15 protein-coding genes are annotated in these 18,688 nt (G+C 44.1%); all 15 read right to left on the reverse strand.

Translation table 11 applies throughout. The annotated features are described in order from the left end of the window. Nucleotides 1–508 precede the first annotated feature (508 nt). On the reverse strand, nucleotides 509–850 hold the full coding sequence (locus NSU15_RS28565; protein WP_042131350.1) for a hypothetical protein: 342 nt from the start codon (nucleotides 848–850) through the stop codon (nucleotides 509–511). Between the two features lie 155 nt (nucleotides 851–1,005). Continuing rightward, nucleotides 1,006–4,962, reverse strand: a complete 3,957-nt coding sequence (locus NSU15_RS28570; RefSeq protein WP_339288375.1) for an S-layer homology domain-containing protein — start codon at nucleotides 4,960–4,962, stop codon at nucleotides 1,006–1,008. Nucleotides 4,963–5,121: 159 nt separating this feature from the next. After that, complete coding sequence (locus tag NSU15_RS28575) at nucleotides 5,122–6,249, reverse strand: MraY family glycosyltransferase (RefSeq protein ID WP_042131352.1); 1,128 nt, start codon at nucleotides 6,247–6,249, stop codon at nucleotides 5,122–5,124. 116 nt (nucleotides 6,250–6,365) lie between these two features. After that, nucleotides 6,366–7,121, reverse strand: coding sequence for a WecB/TagA/CpsF family glycosyltransferase (locus NSU15_RS28580; RefSeq protein ID WP_339288376.1), 756 nt, complete (start codon nucleotides 7,119–7,121; stop codon nucleotides 6,366–6,368). A gap of 6 nt (nucleotides 7,122–7,127) precedes the next feature. Next, nucleotides 7,128–8,264, reverse strand: a complete 1,137-nt coding sequence (gene csaB, locus NSU15_RS28585) for a polysaccharide pyruvyl transferase CsaB (RefSeq protein WP_076119048.1) — start codon at nucleotides 8,262–8,264, stop codon at nucleotides 7,128–7,130. Then, complete coding sequence (locus NSU15_RS28590; protein ID WP_076119046.1) at nucleotides 8,240–10,276, reverse strand: DUF5693 family protein; 2,037 nt, start codon at nucleotides 10,274–10,276, stop codon at nucleotides 8,240–8,242. The genes csaB and NSU15_RS28590 overlap by 25 nt, the downstream gene beginning before the upstream one ends. A gap of 134 nt (nucleotides 10,277–10,410) precedes the next feature. Next, nucleotides 10,411–12,132, reverse strand: coding sequence for a phospho-sugar mutase (locus tag NSU15_RS28595; RefSeq protein WP_042131356.1), 1,722 nt, complete (start codon nucleotides 12,130–12,132; stop codon nucleotides 10,411–10,413). 47 nt (nucleotides 12,133–12,179) lie between these two features. Further along, nucleotides 12,180–12,602 (reverse strand): 3-hydroxyacyl-ACP dehydratase FabZ, encoded by a 423-nt coding sequence (gene fabZ / locus NSU15_RS28600; RefSeq protein WP_042131357.1) that lies wholly within the window; start codon nucleotides 12,600–12,602, stop codon nucleotides 12,180–12,182. Between the two features lie 256 nt (nucleotides 12,603–12,858). After that, nucleotides 12,859–13,095, reverse strand: a complete 237-nt coding sequence (locus NSU15_RS28605; protein ID WP_042131358.1) for a DNA-directed RNA polymerase subunit beta — start codon at nucleotides 13,093–13,095, stop codon at nucleotides 12,859–12,861. Nucleotides 13,096–13,105: 10 nt separating this feature from the next. Beyond that, on the reverse strand, nucleotides 13,106–13,927 hold the full coding sequence (locus NSU15_RS28610; protein ID WP_339288377.1) for a flagellar hook-basal body protein: 822 nt from the start codon (nucleotides 13,925–13,927) through the stop codon (nucleotides 13,106–13,108). A gap of 52 nt (nucleotides 13,928–13,979) precedes the next feature. Next, complete coding sequence (locus tag NSU15_RS28615) at nucleotides 13,980–14,858, reverse strand: flagellar hook-basal body protein (RefSeq protein ID WP_339288379.1); 879 nt, start codon at nucleotides 14,856–14,858, stop codon at nucleotides 13,980–13,982. 47 nt (nucleotides 14,859–14,905) lie between these two features. Further along, complete coding sequence (locus NSU15_RS28620) at nucleotides 14,906–15,904, reverse strand: rod shape-determining protein (RefSeq protein WP_042131361.1); 999 nt, start codon at nucleotides 15,902–15,904, stop codon at nucleotides 14,906–14,908. Between the two features lie 129 nt (nucleotides 15,905–16,033). Next, the gene (spoIIID, locus tag NSU15_RS28625) at nucleotides 16,034–16,321 is read right to left on the reverse strand and encodes a sporulation transcriptional regulator SpoIIID (protein ID WP_019915029.1); all 288 of its coding nucleotides are present in this window, start codon (nucleotides 16,319–16,321) and stop codon (nucleotides 16,034–16,036) included. 270 nt (nucleotides 16,322–16,591) lie between these two features. Beyond that, the gene (locus tag NSU15_RS28630; protein WP_339288380.1) at nucleotides 16,592–17,326 is read right to left on the reverse strand and encodes a M23 family metallopeptidase; all 735 of its coding nucleotides are present in this window, start codon (nucleotides 17,324–17,326) and stop codon (nucleotides 16,592–16,594) included. 61 nt (nucleotides 17,327–17,387) lie between these two features. Continuing rightward, nucleotides 17,388–18,539: a stage II sporulation protein D gene (gene spoIID, locus NSU15_RS28635; RefSeq protein ID WP_339288381.1), complete on the reverse strand. Its 1,152-nt coding sequence runs from the start codon at nucleotides 18,537–18,539 to the stop codon at nucleotides 17,388–17,390. Nucleotides 18,540–18,688: the final 149 nt, after the last annotated feature.

Here is an 18,688-nt window from a genome sequence, read left to right on the forward strand (position 1 = left end):
AGATTTGGAAAAGTTGCGGTTTCTCAAAAAAATTATTTTCTTTTTTTGTTTTCCGGTACAATCCCAATAGAAGATACATATGTATGTTCTACTAACTATTGTTAATCATGGGTTGCCACGGAAAATAGTATACCATAGTCGTTTTCTAAACGTCATTATGCAATATTTACTAAGTATCATTAACACTAGTGCCATTTATTTAAACATTCCTACAAAATTTGAGTATAAAGGGGCGAAAAGACCTGATTACTCACATTCACCATAGGCTGTTTATATGGCGGCTCCCCTTCTGAGCTTCAGCTCTTAAAGCTATAACCTAAAAACCTTAGTTTATAGGTTCGATCAAACATGTCCTTTCTTGGTCGCCTCCTGGTTCATTGCTTTGATGATTCGTAAGCTGATGGCTACTACTTACCGTCACCACTCGGAGATCCGCTCTATAGATAGCATCATGCTGAGCGCAACAAAAAAGCGCCGTTGCCGGCGCTTGCTTCTATTACAGTAGGGTCTAACGAATCTTCATAGATAACTGGATCAATTCCTGACGCTTTTCAGGACTTGAGTTTACATTGTCGTACATTGCATCAATAGCTGCGCGATTCTCGCGGTAGCTCTTTTCATGCTTAATTGTAGTATGAGACCATTCGATCAGAGCGTTCTCAGCAACGACAAGCTCATTGTAAGAATCATGGAATCCTGTAGCTTGCACAAGCTCCTCCATAACCTCCTGTGTAATCTCCTGTAGTGCCCGCTTAGCCGCAATTTCCTTTTCTAACACTTTTGCTCTATTCTCAAACATATTCTTGGCTTTCATGTAATCCAACTGTGCTTTTGCTAAAATCGGTTTCATGGTTGGCTTTCACCTTTCAGAAAATAATATTTTCTACGTTATTGTATCGTAAATCTAAGAAGAATACAAAATATATGTCTTTGGTAATTGCTCTCATTACATTAAAACACCGGTCTGCGAATATTTTTTCGCAGGCCGGTGAACATTTTTTTGCTTTAGTTAAAGTTCTTCGGGAAGATGCTTGTACTCTTTTGCAAGAGCGCAACTGTAATCTTTCCAGCCTCCGCTCTAGTCAATTTACCCTTTGGATTAAAGTTATATACGGGTTTCTTCTGTCCTGTAACCGTCACGGCGCTTCCTTCCATAATCTTAGCTTTGGACACAGCTTCAATGGCAGGGCGTGAATAGAAATCCATATTACTCGTATCAACAAACGATTTACTTAAGGTTGCCAAGAGTTTACTGTCATTCAAAGACATCTTCAGCTTCAGCGCCCTAGCGATCATTACCGCCGCTTGTTCACGTGTTAAAGCTTGGTCAGGTCCAAAGAAGCCGTCACTTAGTCCTGTAACAATACCTGCCCTAGCAGCAGTCTCAATATGTTTGAAATCCCAGGTAGCCGAAACCGCTTGTGGCACAATATCGAAGAATGTTTGCTTATTGGCATCATAGTTTAAAGGAATACTCAGAGATTTCACCAGTAGTGTAGCGAATTCTCCACGTGTTGTTAAATCATCTGCGCCGAATGCATCTGCACGAAGATTAGTCATGAACCCTTTAGAATACAATCCATTCATAATATTTCTACCCCATGGGTGATTCGTAATATCAACAAAACCACGACGTAGCTTCATAACAGTGTAGTAACCAAACTCATCAAATGGAACTGTGATGGTGTGCTTCTTCGTATCTACTTCTCCACCTATGTTTTCCCATTTCCCAGCATCGGTATAGCGGAATACTGTTATTGTCGACCCCACTTCATCCACAATGCTGGAGTTAAAAGTAAGCGTCAATTCACCGCGTTGGGAAGGTACAATTTTACGAGTTTGACTGTACTGCGTAAAATACCCCGTCTTCCCGCTGGCGTCCACAAAATGCGGAGTAACGCCATTGGTTTCAATATTAACACCGTCTTCTCCTAAACCTCCACTGAGCCAGTAGATATCAGACACTCTTGAAAAATTATTTGTAGAGACGGTTGATGTGAAGCGCAAAGCGAGATCCTGCGGGATCACAAGTTGGCCTCCTCCGCCTTCTGTTCTGTCATCGCTGCCAGTGACGTTAATTATATTCCCGTAGTCATTCTTTCGTTCAACGACACCGTCAGCGGGGTCCGCAATACCAAACAATAATTTTGTATTAGGATAATATTTCGCAGCACCAGAGCTCGTAAATCCCTTCATAATTGTCCCTTTAGGGAAATTCAATTCCAGGGCTTTATTGAAAACACTATACTTCGTAGCTACCTTCTCCGCCATATACTGCGTGTCGATCTGTACCGCACTGGCATAATAGACATCTATAGTATCGCTAATTGTAGAGTTAGCACGGACGATTTGTATCTTAATTGGCGTGGATTTGTCTGCCTTCAAACCTACATAATCATAGGTAAAACGATCTTGATTCGGAAAATCTGTGCGTTTTTTGGCTTCATCTTTACCAATAATTACTTTAGTCGCGCCTTCTGCTTCAATATCGAAACGAACAAAGTTCTTGTTAACAACGATTTGTTTACCTACAGTTGGTACAGGTGAGAGAAGACGATATGGAGCCACCTCTCGTACTATCTCGAGACGCTGTGTAGTTCTTGCCCCTGTCTTATTAATAAGCTCAAGTGTATAAACTTGACTTCCTGGAGCATCAAATTTAATGTCACGTAATCGTAAGATAAAGTTCTTAGCGCTTCCGATGTACTCATAGTACAGGCCATTTGCAGCCAACTCATCAGGATAACGTTTTGGACCAATAGGACCTTCAGGATTGTCTGTTAGGAGCTTATCTTGTCCTGTTGAAGTAAATACCAGAGTTGAACCCTGATATAGATTTAACGTCGAAGCTCCGCTTCCTTGTAGCACCAAGTCAAATTTATCTTTGCTTGTTGTATATTTCTCGTCCTTATAAATAATTTCAGATGGCAATGCAAGAATTGCATTACGCTCTACTTCATTAGTAAGAGTTGTCGATGTAAAAGGTAGACGATTATCTCCTAAGGTTGGGTGGAACTGCTTCAACCCAGATATGTTGGTATCAATGATATAGAGTTTCAGTTCTTTTTTAATAATCCGCTGATTTCCTGTACTATCTTTAGAGACCCCTGTAAACACGATTTTATTCTCACCGTACACCAAGGGACCCGACTGGCTAATTCCTAAGTTGAAATTGAAGGTCGTCTTGTCGCTAGTTGAACCATTCTTCACCACACCAAGTGCAAATTTATTTACAATAACTTTACCCTCTGAATTCTTGGTATCAGGTAATTGATTACTATCAATACCATTAATCTGTACTTGTGCACTCTCGATATTCTCAAATCCAATATATTCACCATTAACATTCAGTGTTCTATCGATACTTGAATCGAATTCGTAGGTTTGTCCGTCCTGCAGATTGCTTACGTAAATATAGTTTTTAGATACATATGAAATATCAGCATTATAATAAGACTCCGATCCTGTGTATCGGAACTGTACTTTCTGCTGACCGTTAGAGAAACCCGTAATTTTATAAACGTATTCGTTTGTACCAGTAACCGCCTCAGTAACAGGAGATATACTTAACGGTTTATTACTCAAAGGTAAATAGTTAGCAGTTAACACAGCTGATGTTGATTTATTTGTTTTTGCCAAAATATAAAAGGTATCACTCTCCAACTGTTGACCATTTAGAGGCAGTTTTGAAATGTTTGTAAGAGCTCCTGAGCCTGTATATCCAGGAAGATAGTACATTTCTGTTATAACAGTCTCATCTTTTAAGAATTTATAAGAATAGATATGAGAACTACTATGGGTGCCATAATCAACGGACAGCTTAAAGTCATTTACACCTGGGAGAATATCTAGATTAGTATCAGTCGTAAATTTAACCAATTTGTACGTTGGAGTAACGCCATCAGGACCAGGAATAGTTAATTCCTCTTCCACGCTTTTGATCGTAACAACTTTTTCAGTACTGGCAGTACCTTTATTAAGAGTTAGTACAGCACTTGTTTTGAATGGAGCTACGTTGTAAGGCACCAATATTTGTCCTGTAAAACCTGCAACACTAGGACTAAGATCAGCAGTTAATGTAGGTATTTTATCATTTAGAATATTATAATCGACAGAATTATGATTGATGTTCAAAGAAGCAAACGGTTGATCCTTATCAAAGAAATAAACCGATCTGTCTATGGTTATAGAATCCGAGGCATTTTGAATCACAATTTTTAGAGTACTTAAACCCGGATTCAAATTTAAAGCAGGTGTAAAAAATGTTCCATCTTCCAATAAGGAGGTCTGTAATGCAGTCCCGCCATTCACGGAGACACTTACTTTCGTTGCATTCGCTACTTTACCTTGAAGAGTAACTGTAGATACCGGCACAACAACCTGTGTTCCTTCGTTTAAATTAAGCGCAGAAGGTCCACCCAATACTTTTAATTCTGTTACATAAGGCACTTGATCATATAGCACATAGAAGGATTCTGAACGTTGAAGATTACCTTGCATACCAGAGAAAGTAATCTTATTAAAGCCTGTATACAAAACAAGACCAGACGCTACAAAGCGATTGTCCGGACTATTGTTATCTGTTGTAACTGTTCCTGTAGTCAAGCGAGTCGAATCCGTTACCCATTTTTTGCTTGAGCTATCCTGAGTTAGTTGCTCAACAGTAACCTTCATTGTAGATGAAGTTACCTGTGAGTAAGTCCCTGTAATCGAAAAGGTAGGATTACTTATTTTGTAGACACTAGAACGACTAATTAACCCCTCTGGGTTTTGATTATCTGTTGTTGGCACAACGTCCTGCTTCAACAAAACGGTATTACGTAATGTGAGATCATCCGGACTGAAGAAAGTCGTAGAGCTCGTGGTTGCCGCTGCCGCTAACGGCGTGTATTTACCTGGGAACATAGAAACGATCAAAGCCGCCAGCATCAGCCAAACGAACGGTCTCTTAAAGCGTTGCATGTGTTATATCTCTCCTTTGAGTATAAGTTCTCGTAAACCTTCACTTTGTTCTTTATCGGTCATAAGTAGTGATATTTTTAGGGAAAATAACAAAAAACTCATCCGAAATCGAATGAGTTTTGTTAGATATAGAAAATTTTAGAATAATTGCTTAGTCGCTTAGGACTTAGAGCCTCTTTCTGGATCAGCCTTCATACGCATTCTTAAAAAGAAATCAATCAGCGGACGTTTTGTCTTGCCGATCAAACCTGTGATTTCAGCACCAATCTGCAGGAAGAATAGCATGATGCAGATGACCACGAACGTAACCCAGTTCGCTTCATATAGAGCTGCTGATGATTGAATGACAGCTAGGATACCGAAAAATGCAGCAATACCATAAATAATAAGTACAGTCTGACGATGGCTGAAGCCAAGCTCGCGAAGACAGTGATGCAAATGCCCTTTATCTGGCGCGAAGATTGGTTTCTTCTGCAGCTTACGTCGCACGATCGCAAAGAACGTGTCCGACAAAGGTACACCGATAATAAGCAAAGGTGTAATAAATGAAACTACAGCAATCTGTTTAAATCCTAGCAAGGCTAGTAAAGCTAAGCAAAAGCCTAAGAAAAGCGAACCCGTATCTCCCATGAAAATCTTAGCGGGATGGAAGTTAAAGAACAGGAATCCAATAATGCTACCGAGAAGCAACAGACACAACATTGCAACCATGGTGTTTCCCATTACGAAGGCCATTGCCGCAATCGTAGCAATAGCAATTCCTGATACACCAGCTGCAAGCCCGTCCAGCCCGTCAATCAGATTAACGGCATTGGTAACACCGACAATCCAGAAAATCGTAAGCGGGATAGCAATCCAGCTCTCCAGTGAGGAATACGTATTGTTAAATGGAATATTCACAAAATCTACAGTAATACCAAAGCCGAAAACAACGATACATGCTGCGATAATTTGGCCCAGTAACTTCACTTTTGCTGATAATTCAAATCGGTCATCGAGTGCCCCGATAAGTACAATCAGTCCGCCGCCACACAGCAGCGCTTTGATGAAGTTGACCTCCCGCGGAGTGAACTCGTATGGAATAATCGGCAATACGGCAAGCAGGCCTAACACAAACGCTAGAAAAATAGCTAATCCGCCAAGGCGGGGCATTATTTTCGTGTGCACTTTACGAGCATTCGGCACGTCTGTTGCACCAATCTTAATGGCGAATTTCTTCACCAAAGGTGTGAGGCCAAGTGCGAGTCCCATGCATACGATAAATCCAGCGATGTATATGATTAACATTTGATCAGTCGACCCCCATTTCTCTACCGCATTGAATTATACGCTGTTACAAAAACAAATTCCAATCCTTTATTTAGGCTATTTATCTGATTTTCTAGGTGAATATCGGCATTTTACTAGACTTTTGTTACTTTATCTTTCTCACGCACCACTTTTAATGCGAATTTCGGCAGTGCAAGCATTCGTTTGTAACGAGTAGGCTCCTTTAGGAGGCGGTACAACCATTCTATTCTCAGTTTTTGGAAGGCTTTTGGTGCCCTTTTACTCTTTCCAGAAATCACGTCAAAGCTGCCGCCGACCCCCATCATGATAGGAACACCCAGTTTGGATTTATATTTAGCAATCCATGGTTCCTGACTATCCGCACCTCTGGCAACAAATAGTAGGTCAGGATTAACCTTAACAATTCCAGCAACAATTTCTTCATCTGCTTCCGGACCAAAATATCCGTCGTGATATCCTGCAATGATAACACCCGGATATTGCAATTGTAACCTTTCAGCGGTTTCCCGAATCACTTCAGGCGTAGAACCAAGGAGATATACCTTCCAACTATATCTTTCACCCTGTCGCATCAATTCATGTAACAGATCATAACCTGCTACCCGTTCTGATACCGGCTCATTACAATAATTAGCAGCCCATACAACGCCCGTCCCATCGGGGACAACCAATTCAGCCGATTTCATAATATCCATATAAGCTGGATCTTCCAGTGCAGCCATAACCATAATCGGATTTGCTGTAATCACTTGATGCGGGATACGTGTATGAACAGCCTCCGTCAAATAGGCAACTGTTGCTGCCATATCAACTTTCGAGACTCTAATCCCAAAAATAGGAACTGTAGGTACCGCGCTTTCTGCTTTCACTTTAGATCATCCTTTATGGTGAAAATATTCTACAATTTGCCGAGCTGGTGCCCCTGCTTCTTGAATCAACTTGGAAATGACATCTTTCCGTTCTGTTTTCCATTCCTGACCTGTGTTCAAAAGATGGACAATCTCGGCAGCAACATGTTCAGCATCAAGTGTGTTTGTTGCTCCAACAGGATGGCACTGGATTCTTTCCAGAAAATGATCGATCTTCGGATCATAAGAAATACCTATCAGTGGAACACGTCTTCCAGCCGCGTATATCAAGCTATGAAGTCGCATACCGATCAGAACATCGCATTCTCCCACTTCCCGTAGCATCTGTTGCGGGTGAATAGCATCCTCACAAATACTGACCTGCCCACCATGTTCGGTTATGCTTCCCTTCAGCTTATCCATCAGATAACGTGAAGCCTCATTGTCCGATGGGGTGTGAAAAGGGAGGAATCGCAAATGTAACGGAACCTCACGGTTGGCCTTAATCAAGCCTTGTGCAAGAGCCTCCAGTTCTCTGCGGTCTTGCTCCCAAAAACGTACCGATATCCCAATCACCGGAAGTGAATCAGATAATTCTAAAGATCGTGTAGCAACATCCGTGTCCTCTGGCAAAGACAAGCCCATTACCGGATCGGGAACAACTTCTACGTTCTTCTGCTCTAGTCCCATAGATAGGAGAAGTTCGCGGGATTGTTCATCCCGCACAGATATATAGTTACATTTACGAAACACGGATTTGATTAACGGGTGAAAAAGTTTGCGATTCACAGGTCCGATACCTTGAGCATAGATAAAAGTTGGTCTACCCATCCACTGCGCAAGCTTAATAATACCTAAATAGTAAGGAATACTCTTACTGCCTGTTACATCCTGCAGCAAGCTGCCCCCGCCACTGATCAGACCAGCGCTCTCATAAATAGCTTGGCGGACTTCAACAAGCTTCATCCGGTGTACGGATTTCACTCCATATGTGGCGCTTGTCCACTCAGGATCAATGGATAGCACGATAGGCTCAATGGATATACCCAAAGCTTGAGACTGTTTCTGCAGTGCAATTAGTATAGACTGCAATACCGCCTCATCTCCACTGTTACGAAAACCATAGTAACCAGAGATAACTATCTTTTTAGGAGTGGCGACCATCGTTTCCAACACCCTTCTGCAATCTGCCATACGATTACGGCAATTATACCAATGATCAGTCCGAGACCAAGACCGAGCAATCCGCGAACCAGCGAGATCAGAACAGGTGAATGAATATGTGCAAAGGTATCCACCATGGAGAGCTGACCGATTACGGCAATAATCATAATAAATGCTGCACTCCGGTATCTAAAGGCTAGGAATGCACCCAAAATTAAGAGTGGGTGAGCCAGTAAAAATTCTTTGTTACGTGGCCGGACACCGACCGTATTCTCTAGGAATGTACGGAAGGCCATTTCTAAAGGTGTTACGTTGCCACCATTTCCAGTTCGGCTCAAATAATACATCCCCACTACCCCAAGAACCGCAGCGGCAATAACCCAAGCCAGTGTAATAGGTGTCCGAAGCAGCTTGCCTGTTTTGTTGAAAACAAACTCTCCACGGTATAAAAGTACATATAGTGCCACAAGGCCGATAGGTGCCATGTGCAGTAGACTAACACCACGGAACTGGTCCAGCACTAAACTGTAGGTTATATTGTTGAGCAGTGCGATCACGAATGGCACAGCACTCAAAGAAATTAATGAGGTCTTCAGATAAAGCACCAGGCTATGTGTGAACCGACGTTGCGGGCTCATAGCCTTATAGGTAAGGTTATTGCCCCGTAAAGGAGGCCCCATTTCATTGACCTTACGAATGGCAAGTACAACCGCAAGAGTTGGTGCACTTATCGCGGCCGCTAGCGCCAGTGCCTGCTCAAACAGCTCTGGTTTCAATACCAGCAGGCCTGCACTTCCCAGTAATCCTAGCACCCATGCTGGGATCGTAAGCCAAGGAATAAAGTAAGAAATCAGCAGCGCCACTAACGAGACTGCGCCAACTACTGCAACTAGCTTGAAGTAACGCTGATAAGACGAATCTACAACCTCAAAAGCCGTAGCTTGTCCTAACTTAAACCCATTGTCTTTGATCTGCTCAACGGCACCACCAGGATCACTAAGACTCGTGACAAGGTTGTCCAGCGTATCTGTTATCTGTGCCTTAGCTGTATTCCGTGAAGGAATCGTATTTAAATAAATCATGCGGATATTACGATCCTTTGTTGCCAAAGCGAAACGATCCGAGATCACTTTTGGATCTAAGGCAGAATCACCTTCACTAAGGGAATATAACCGTGTTACGTTATAGTCCAGCAAATAAGCAAGCTTGTTAAAGCCCTTCTGCTGTTTCTTAATATTTTCAATCGCTGCAATTCCGATTCCACGTTCTTTAAGGAGGTTTGCAAAGTCAGTGATACTGCCAGTATCGGCATCATCATTAAACCCTTTAACGGACTCTCCTTCGAATAGGATTCGTTTTACACCCAATTCTTCATAACGATCCAACAGCTTCTCAACCGTTGCTTTATTATAAGTCAAAGAATCCACAAGACGCGGTACAATGGTGAACCCTTTGTCATGCAGCATCTCCAGTGTAAATGGATCTGGCTGAAGTGGCTTCAGTGTAGCATCTTCTATTGGAGTCTCAATAATAAGACCTTGTTGTCCGCGGAAACTCCATTCCTTTGAAGTAATCCCAAGATTACCGAATGCCTCTTTAATAACAGGCGCCAGAGCCTGGTAGTAATCAGGATTAGTAAAAAGAACATAAGTATAATTCTCATTCTCCGGAATGATTGTATCCGTAAGATTAGCGATATCAGCCGCACCCCACATCATTAGACGACGCGCCTTACGATAATCTTCCAGCGTGCTTTCGTAAATCGCCATGCTCTGAACACCAGCATCTTTTAGGCGATCTAATTGTTCAGAAATATAATTCTGCGGATTTGCACGATAGCTGGCGACTTCAACTAAATCACGATAATCAAATACAAATTCCACTGTCTTGGAAGACTTCTCCGTCTGCAGACGGTCATAGACAACAGGCAGGGCAGCTAAAACGCCAACCACAACTATAATCCACAGCCACTTTCGGGAAGAAATATTCCAACGTTGCCATTTTTGCTGCACCAAAAGTACCTCCTCTTTCACTTTAAAACTCTTTTTACAAAAGTAGAAACGGATCGTCATCCTTTTAGAGACGGTACCCGTTTCTATGCAAAAAATATAATTTCACAATATAGAATGCGCTCTATATTCTTATTTTATTGTTCCCCGTCAACACGGGCCATAACCTGTTTGGATAGTGTAGCTACCTTGTCTTTAGCATTCTGCAAGGATTCACCCACAACCGCAAAATAAACTTTAATCTTTGGTTCGGTACCGGAAGGACGCAAGCAGAACCATGAACCGTCAGCGAGCAAATATTTCAATACATTTTCCTTCGGCAGACCATTCAAGCCTAGTGAATAATCCAGCACCTCTGTAACGGCAGATCCGGCAATTTCTTGTGGCGCATTCGTACGCCAATCATTCATAATACCTTGAATTTGCGCAACGCCATCCTTACCCTTTAAGGTACGGGACTCCAGGCTTTCCAAGAAGTATCCGAACTGCTCATACAATTCCTGAAGAACATCATATAATGTTTTGCCTTGAGCTTTGTAATAAGCACCTGCTTCAGCGATCAACATAGCCGCAAGAACGGCGTCCTTATCACGAGCATAGTTACCTGCAAGATAACCATAGCTTTCTTCATAACCGAAAAGATATGTGTAATCTCCGGATTGTTCGAATTGAGTCATTTTTTCGCCAATATATTTGAAGCCCGTTAGCGTATTAAATACAGTTGCACCATAATGAGAAGCTACAGCAGCCCCCATCTCGCTCGTCACGATAGTCTTCACAACTGCACCATTGCTAGGCAACTTACCTTGTTCCTGTAAACGGCTCAAATAATAATGAATCATCAGAGCTCCAGATTGATTGCCCGACAAAACAACAAATTTACCTTCATTGTCGCGAACCACTGCACCCATACGGTCTGCATCGGGATCCGTACCAATTAAGAGATCCGCATTCAACTCTTCGCCCAGCTTCATAGCCAGTGTAAAGGCTTCGCGCTCCTCTGGGTTCGGCGATTTCACAGTAGAAAATTCGGAATCTGGTTGCTCTTGCTCAGGTACTACATGCACCTGTGTGAACCCAATTTTCTCAAGCACACGACGAACTGGCAGATTACCAGTACCATGTAGCGGGGTGTATACGATTTTGAAGTCTTTACCAAGCGTGGAGGCAATCTCTTCACTTGCAAGACTAACCGCAGCAACAGTATCGGTAAACGCTTCGTCGTCCTTCTCACCAAGCCAGTGCAGCAAACCTTGGCGCTCCGCTTCTTCTTGGGAAATCCGTTTCACACCATCAAAAGTGTCAACCCCTAATATGTAAGAAATGACCTTTTCGGCTTCGTCAGGAACAAGCTGTCCCCCTTCAGAATTATAAACTTTATACCCGTTATATTCTGGCGGATTATGACTTGCAGTAATAACAATACCACCCGTTGCCTTCAAATGACGCACGCTGAACGAGAGTTGCGGTGTTGAACGCAGAGAAGTGAATAAATGAGCCTCAATGCCATTAGCAGCCAATACTAGAGCAGCCTCAAGCGTGAATTCTGGCGAGAATCGACGGGAGTCATGAGCGATAACAACAGAGGGTCTTCCCTCTCCAGTATGCTTTTCCAGAATATAATTAGCGAAACCTTGTGTAGCTCTGCCTACCGTATAACGATTGATACGATTACTACCCGCACCAATTACACCGCGTAGACCACCTGTACCAAATTCTAGATCTCTATAAAATCGTTCCTCAAGCTCCTGTGGTTCGTTCTCCAGCGCACGCAGCTCCGCCTTCGTAGACTCATCGACAGAGGCGTTCTCCAGCCAGCGAGATAAGGTTTCTGCCGCTTTTGGGCTTAATTGAGTCATTTAGAATCTCTCCTTCTCCATGTATAATATATTTTTGCTAATTAATATTAGCTCAGAGCAAACATAATTTCCCCAGAGGCAACAACTTTTCCATCAACCGATGCAGTAGCTTGTCCTTTTCCAATACTGCCCTTAAGGCGGGTAATCTCCACTTCAAGAGTGAGCGTATCTCCCGGTACAACTTGACCACGGAAACGGAATCCATCCAGCCCAGCTAAAAATCCAATTCGGCCGCGATTCGCTTCTACCCCCAGAATAGCAACTGCACCAACTTGGGCAAGCGCTTCTGTAATCAATACACCCGGCATTACCGGATAACCTGGAAAATGACCTGCGAAGAAAGGTTCATTGATCGTTACATTTTTGATGCCTACAGCTCGTTTACCCATTTCAATCTCTGTGATTTTGTCCACCAGCAGAAATGGAGGCCGATGGGGGATGATTTCTTGAATTTGGTTAATATCCAGCATTATAACAAAACTCCTTTCGGATGTTACTTCATTTATTCTTCGCCGAACTGCATAAATTTAGGCAGCTTCGGTAAAAACTATAACTATCCTTCACCACCTGCAGAAGTGGAGGTTAAGATAAGGGGCTTTCTCCACCGGATGCGACAGCATGGCGGAGAGGGCCCTTTTTGCTGCCCGTGGCCCCCCACCATTATACATTTATCCGTATAAAAAAGAAAACTCCCTTATACAACAAGGGAGTCATTATCCTCTTTAATTATGGAGCAAAAACCAAATCATATACATGTCTCCATGTGCTCCATTGTAGAACATCGCTAAACTCTTTTTTGCCAAGGACGACGTAACCGACGACCAGCCCGCCTCCAAGTGCAGCTACGAGAAGCAAAGGAATAAGAATCCACTGGATGAGTGTCCATTTTGATAATCCTCGCTGCTTCGTCTCTTTCTTGTCTTCGGGTTTGTCTTCCGACTTCACCTTTTTCTTACGTTCCATTCCTTCACCTCTACCCGCGCATGTTATTGGCCAGACCTAGCATCTGATCACTGGAAGAAAGCGCCCGAGCTGCGAGTTGATACGTACGTTGAATCTGCATCATTTCTGTCATTTCTGTGGTCATGTCGACATTCGACTGCTCCAGCCACCCTGAGCGCACTCCAATTCCAGAAGCCTCACCTGCCGCTCTTTGAACAAAAGCCTGCTGTGCTGTTACTCCATCGGCAAGCATATAGAAATTTCCGTCCACTGCCTTTAAAGCATTCTGTGTCTTAGGTTCTACAATCATTATAGTACCCGCTACCTGAACAGGTCCATTCTCAGTCTGTTTCGTTAATACACGACCAGATTCATCGATAGCCGCATTCACGCCCACAGGAACCGTTAAAGGATTACCTGTTGTATTCAGTACCGGATTCCCCGTATTATCTACAAGGACCATCTTCGTTGCATCGGTGGTGTCCGGAGTAAAGTGAAAGTCACCTTGTCGTGTATAAGCTGTAGTTCCATTGACCTGAACTCCAAAAAGCCCATTACCTTGAATCGCCAAATCGGTTGGATTACCGGTTTCTTTAAGAGGTCCTTCTTCCCAATTGGTCGTAATCGAAGGCACATAAGTCCCAAAACCGATATTAAAACCCAGCGGTGTAGCGCGGCCCGGCTGATCATAGTCATCTGATTGCTGCTGTACACGAGTCAGCACATCCTCAAAGGAGCCTTGCTTGCGCTTATAGCCATTTGTATCCATATTGGCTAGATTATCCGCTATTATATCAAGCCGCTTCTGAAGGCTGGACATGGAGACTGCTGCACTAATCGTTGAGTTGTTCATAGATCAAACCTCCTATAAGCTTTACCTGTAAAGCTCAGTTCATAAGTAGTGCCTATACCCTGCCGACTTCAGTTACAGCCTTTTGCAAGCTGCTATCATAATATTGAACGATCTTTTGGTTTGCTTCATAAGCCCGGTATGCAGCATTCAAATCTACAGTAACCTGGGTAGGGTCAACATTAGAGCCCTCTAAGTATCCTTGACGCACCTGCAAGTTATCAGTTGCATTGGAGTAACGAATGTCCGCCGCCGCTATATCAACAGCGTGAAACACACCTTTACCATCACGCACAAGCTCCTGCGGCTTTGTAACTACACTCACACCAATTTTGGTCCCTGTCGGAAGTCCTGTTTCTGGATTTAGTACATTCCCCTGCCCGTCCACTTTAAGGGTGTCCTGATTTCCTGTCAAGACAAGAGGCTTGCCAGTGGAATCAAGAACCTTGAAACCTCCACTGCTCAACACTTCTCCCGTAGCTGCATTTACTGAGAAACTTCCATTTCGGGTAAATAAGTTATTGCCTTCAGCATCCTGTACTGTAAAGAAAGCCTGTGGACGGTAAATAACCTCACCATCAGGGCTTACATATTTCCCCGAACCTTCAAAAGATATATTCTGACCCGTCACAGGGTCCGTGACTTGCAAATCCGTAGATAAAGCAAAATCCATAGACTTGCCGCTCTCTCTTAAATCACCCTGTAAGTATTGGGATATCGACTGTTCTGCAAAAACCCCCGTGTTAAGGCGCCCAACCGGCGTGGTATTGCCATTACTCATAGCCGAGATCAAGACATCCGGAAAAGCATGATTAACACTATCCACCTGCTTATATCCCGTTGTATTTAAGTTAGCAATGTTCTGTGTTGCCGTATCGTGTCTACGTTGCTGCGCAACCATACCTGCAGCGGCCGTATATAATCCTCTTATCATGAAGGTAGTCTCCTTCCGAATCTAATGCTACCTTTTATATCGGCTGCTTAGAACTTTTTCTTAACGACCTTGTCCAAATTGTCCAGCATAATCCCTGTTCCCTTTACTACACAATGCATAGGGTCTTCCGCAACCCAGACAGGTACATGTAATTCTTCTGAGAGCAGCTCGTCCAATCCGTTAAGCAAAGCACCTCCACCAGTAAGAACAACACCCCGGTCAATGATGTCCGCAGACAATTCTGGTGGTGTACGCTCCAGTACCGATTTAGCTGCAGCCACAATAGAAGAAACCGGATCCCACAATGCTTCCTTTACCTCACCAGCCGTAATAGTGAGCGTCTGGGGAAGTCCGCTTACCATGTCCCGGCCGCGAATATCCATTTCGGACTTCATCAAACCAGGTCGAACCGTACCAATAGTAACCTTAATATCCTCTGCTGTCCGTTCACCGATCAACAATTTATACTTTTGTTTAATATATCTTAAAATGGCCTCGTCGAACTTGTCTCCAGCGACTTTAATCGAAGAAGCGGTAACGACGTCGCCCATAGAAAGTACGGCTACATCCGTCGTTCCGCCACCGATATCGACGACCATATTTCCACTTGGTTGATAAATGTCCATTCCCGCTCCAATCGCAGCGGCCTTTGGCTCTTCTTCCATAAACACTTCCTTAGCCCCGCTACGTTCTGCCGCTTCCCTTATGGACTTCTGTTCCACAGATGTAATATTTGTAGGGGCGCATATCAGAATGCGAGGCCGTGAGTACCAGGTACGACCGCCAACACGGTCAATAAAATACTTCAGCATCATTTCCGTGATTTCAAAATCCGCAATGACACCATCCCGTAAAGGACGGATAGTTGTTATATTTCCAGGTGTACGTCCAACCATGCGACGTGCCTGTTCTCCCACCGCAAGGACTCTCTTCGTATCACTTTCAAGTGTGACCACGGAAGGTTCATCCAGAACGACTCCCCTTCCCTTAACATGTATGAGCACATTGGCCGTGCCGAGGTCGATTCCGATATCCTTGCTAAACATAATGAAAGAGCCCCCAAAGTGTTATTTTAATTGAAAAAACAGCAGTTAGTACTAAATTTAAAAATAACATACTTTAGGGGAAGTACACAATGTTTTAAAACTGAATATTTCCTTAAATTTCCGAAAATCTCATGGCTTTGATGCTACAGCAACCTCACGTTTTTTCCCCGTCGTTTTTTTATATTTAATTTTTGTGGCTTCTCCCCCCCGAAGATGTCGGATGGATTTGTGATATTCAAGAATGTGCTTCACCTGATCAGCCAGATCAGGGTTGATCTCTGGCAGACGCTCAGTCAAGTCTTTGTGCACCGTGCTCTTTGAAACGCCAAATTCCTTGGCTATGGTCCGGACCGTATGCCTGGTTTCCACGATGCAGCGTCCGATTTTGATCGTACGTTCCTTGATGTAATCGTGCACGCTCCCGCCTCCCAACTGTGGATAGTTTGGTACATTATATGAGGGGCGGGCTTATATATTCGCGCTTTCAAGACATGACAAGCCTGGGAGGGCTCATTTTATTTAATGGACAACCTAAGAAGCCTTGTTATTCGCAAGCCGGAACGTTATTAGTCCTTTAGAACATGCAGCCGTTTCTCGCAGAAAATAAGGCTCTTTATAAGCATGCAGCTTAAGAAGAGCCTTGTTCACAAAAAAATAGGGGGCTTTCGCCCCCCGCTATAGCTATTCTTATCGCCCTGGCAATAACTCAGATGGATTAACTACGTTACCATCCTTATACACTTCAAAGTGTACATGATTACCGAGGTCCTTCTCGAGTTCACTGCGACCTGCTGTTGCAAGAGTATCCCCTTGTTTCACAACATCGCCTTTTTTAACTTTCGTGTCGCCAAGACTTTGGTACACGGTCTTCATGTTACCTTGATGAGTAATCTCAATTACCTTACCTAATACCGCAACATCTTCCACTCTAGTTACTTCACCGCTAAGCGCTGCTTTAACGTCGAATGTGTTGTTGTCTTCACGGGCAAGATCAATACCGACATTAGGAATAAATTTGTCGTTATACTGCACCATGGCGGCAACGTGATTGTCCTCTGTACCATTCTCATCATAGTACGGCTTGACCACTTCTACTTCCCCTGGATTGGCTACTGGCCAAGCCAAGCTTTCCGCTGAAGCAAGAACTTCAAGGGCATCTGGATTACTGTTAGCAGTACCAGCTTCGTTAGTCGAAGCTCCTACTTGCTGTGTTGTGGCGGCGGTGTCCAGCGGCTTTTGGCCGGCATCCTGATAGACCCACACCAAGGTTAGTATAATTGCCGCTGCCGCCGTGTAGACTGCTGGGAACACCCAACGTTTAGATAACATCTTGCTCCATGAAGAAGGTTTAGCACCTGAATCTCCCTGCGATTTTTTGAGAGATTCATCATGGTTTGTTTTGTTTTTGTCTTGTTCATTCATATGGTTATCACCTCAGTAACCAGTGTTACCGGGCTTCTATCTTTTATACGTATCTTTCAAGTTATTTTTTCAGAAGAGTTGAGATTTGCGTAAAAGAGATACCACTGTAATAGTGTTTGAGAATTTGAGTAGCCGTTCCGCCTTCCTTTGCCATTCCATTTGCTCCCCACTGACTCATTCCCACACCATGCCCATTTCCGAAGGTAGTTATAAAGATTTTGTTCCCTTTTCGCCCCCAACTGAATTGGCTGGAACGTAACCCTAGCTTCTCTCTTACTTCTCTTCCAGTAAAAATAGTACCGCCGATAGAGATTTCTTTAACCCGATGTCCAGTGGTAAGAGACAACACTTCTACCGGCAATTCAGAAGAAGTAGATATCTTCTTAGTTGGGACTGAATGGGTCATTTCTTTGGAAGCAGGGATTACGCTGTCGTTTAACCCAAGTCTAGTAAGTATTTCCGAAATGGTGAAGGTCGTTGTCACCGCATAGTTTGGCGTAATCTCTTTCTCCCAAGGACTCGTCACACTGCGCAGATAGGGAATTGCCGCATTCCAGTATTCTTCCGAGTTCTCCGTATATCCTCCACTGGAGGCGAAAAAGGAGGCCGTAATCGGCTGCCCTTTATAGGTCATAATGACACCGCGCGTCTCAAGGACCGCGCGCTGAAGCTTAGCGAGATCGGCGCTTCTTCCGCCGAGCTTCCACTCCCGTTCCAGCGTGTCCTTAGATACGTAAGCCTGATGGCTTACCGTATCGGTTACATCCGCCCCCGGAACGGGGACGCCGCTCCTGTCGCCAGCCAGCAGGCGGCGAAGGATAAAGGTGCGGGCCGCTACGGCCTGCGCTTTGAGCGCTTCAAGCTCAAAGCTGGCCGGCATCTCGGCCGCAAGCACGCCGCTGACGTATTCCTCCAGCGGCAATGTCTCTATTTGTCCGCTACGCGACAAATAGACGGAGACCTTCGGCTGCGGCGCTTCCTGCGCAGCCGCCTCCGGCCCTGCGGGTGCGGCCGGTGCGGCCGTAACCGCCGGCAGAGCCGGAGGCGTCGGTTGTCCCCGGTGCAGCGGGACAACCACCAGTGGAATCAGCAGCGCCGCCAGGATAGGCGCTGCGAACCAGGCGACGGGACCAAGTCGCCTGAGCCGGGGACCAAGGGGACGCGAGTGCCAGCGCGTTGACTTGTTACGTCGAAAGTAGTGGAAATCTTTCATCTCTATGGCTCCTTCCGTGAGTCACTGTTGATTCTTATAGATATGAATTTACAGCAACTACTAGAACAACATTTGAGAGAAAGAGAGTAGCATTCTCGTATCTATCACTATGCCCCGTGTTTGAGAAATACAAACGAAAAAAATCCCCA

Source organism: Paenibacillus sp. FSL E2-0201 (assembly GCF_037963325.1).
Classification (GTDB): domain Bacteria; phylum Bacillota; class Bacilli; order Paenibacillales; family Paenibacillaceae; genus Paenibacillus_AQ.

Bases quoted from the DNA above. Each gene is read 5' to 3' on its own strand.
- NSU15_RS28565 (WP_042131350.1), bottom strand. From the start codon at position 850: ATGAAACCGATTTTAGCAAAAGCACAGTTGGATTACATGAAAGCCAAG.
- NSU15_RS28570 (WP_339288375.1), bottom strand. From the start codon at position 4,962: ATGCAACGCTTTAAGAGACCGTTCGTTTGGCTGATGCTGGCGGCTTTG.
- NSU15_RS28575 (WP_042131352.1), bottom strand. From the start codon at position 6,249: ATGTTAATCATATACATCGCTGGATTTATCGTATGCATGGGACTCGCA.
- csaB (WP_076119048.1), bottom strand. From the start codon at position 8,264: ATGGTCGCCACTCCTAAAAAGATAGTTATCTCTGGTTACTATGGTTTT.
- NSU15_RS28595 (WP_042131356.1), bottom strand. From the start codon at position 12,132: ATGACTCAATTAAGCCCAAAAGCGGCAGAAACCTTATCTCGCTGGCTG.
- fabZ (WP_042131357.1), bottom strand. From the start codon at position 12,602: ATGCTGGATATTAACCAAATTCAAGAAATCATCCCCCATCGGCCTCCA.
- NSU15_RS28605 (WP_042131358.1), bottom strand. From the start codon at position 13,095: ATGGAACGTAAGAAAAAGGTGAAGTCGGAAGACAAACCCGAAGACAAG.
- NSU15_RS28610 (WP_339288377.1), bottom strand. From the start codon at position 13,927: ATGAACAACTCAACGATTAGTGCAGCAGTCTCCATGTCCAGCCTTCAG.
- NSU15_RS28615 (WP_339288379.1), bottom strand. From the start codon at position 14,858: ATGATAAGAGGATTATATACGGCCGCTGCAGGTATGGTTGCGCAGCAA.
- NSU15_RS28620 (WP_042131361.1), bottom strand. From the start codon at position 15,904: ATGTTTAGCAAGGATATCGGAATCGACCTCGGCACGGCCAATGTGCTC.
- NSU15_RS28630 (WP_339288380.1), bottom strand. From the start codon at position 17,326: ATGAATGAACAAGACAAAAACAAAACAAACCATGATGAATCTCTCAAA.
- spoIID (WP_339288381.1), bottom strand. From the start codon at position 18,539: ATGAAAGATTTCCACTACTTTCGACGTAACAAGTCAACGCGCTGGCAC.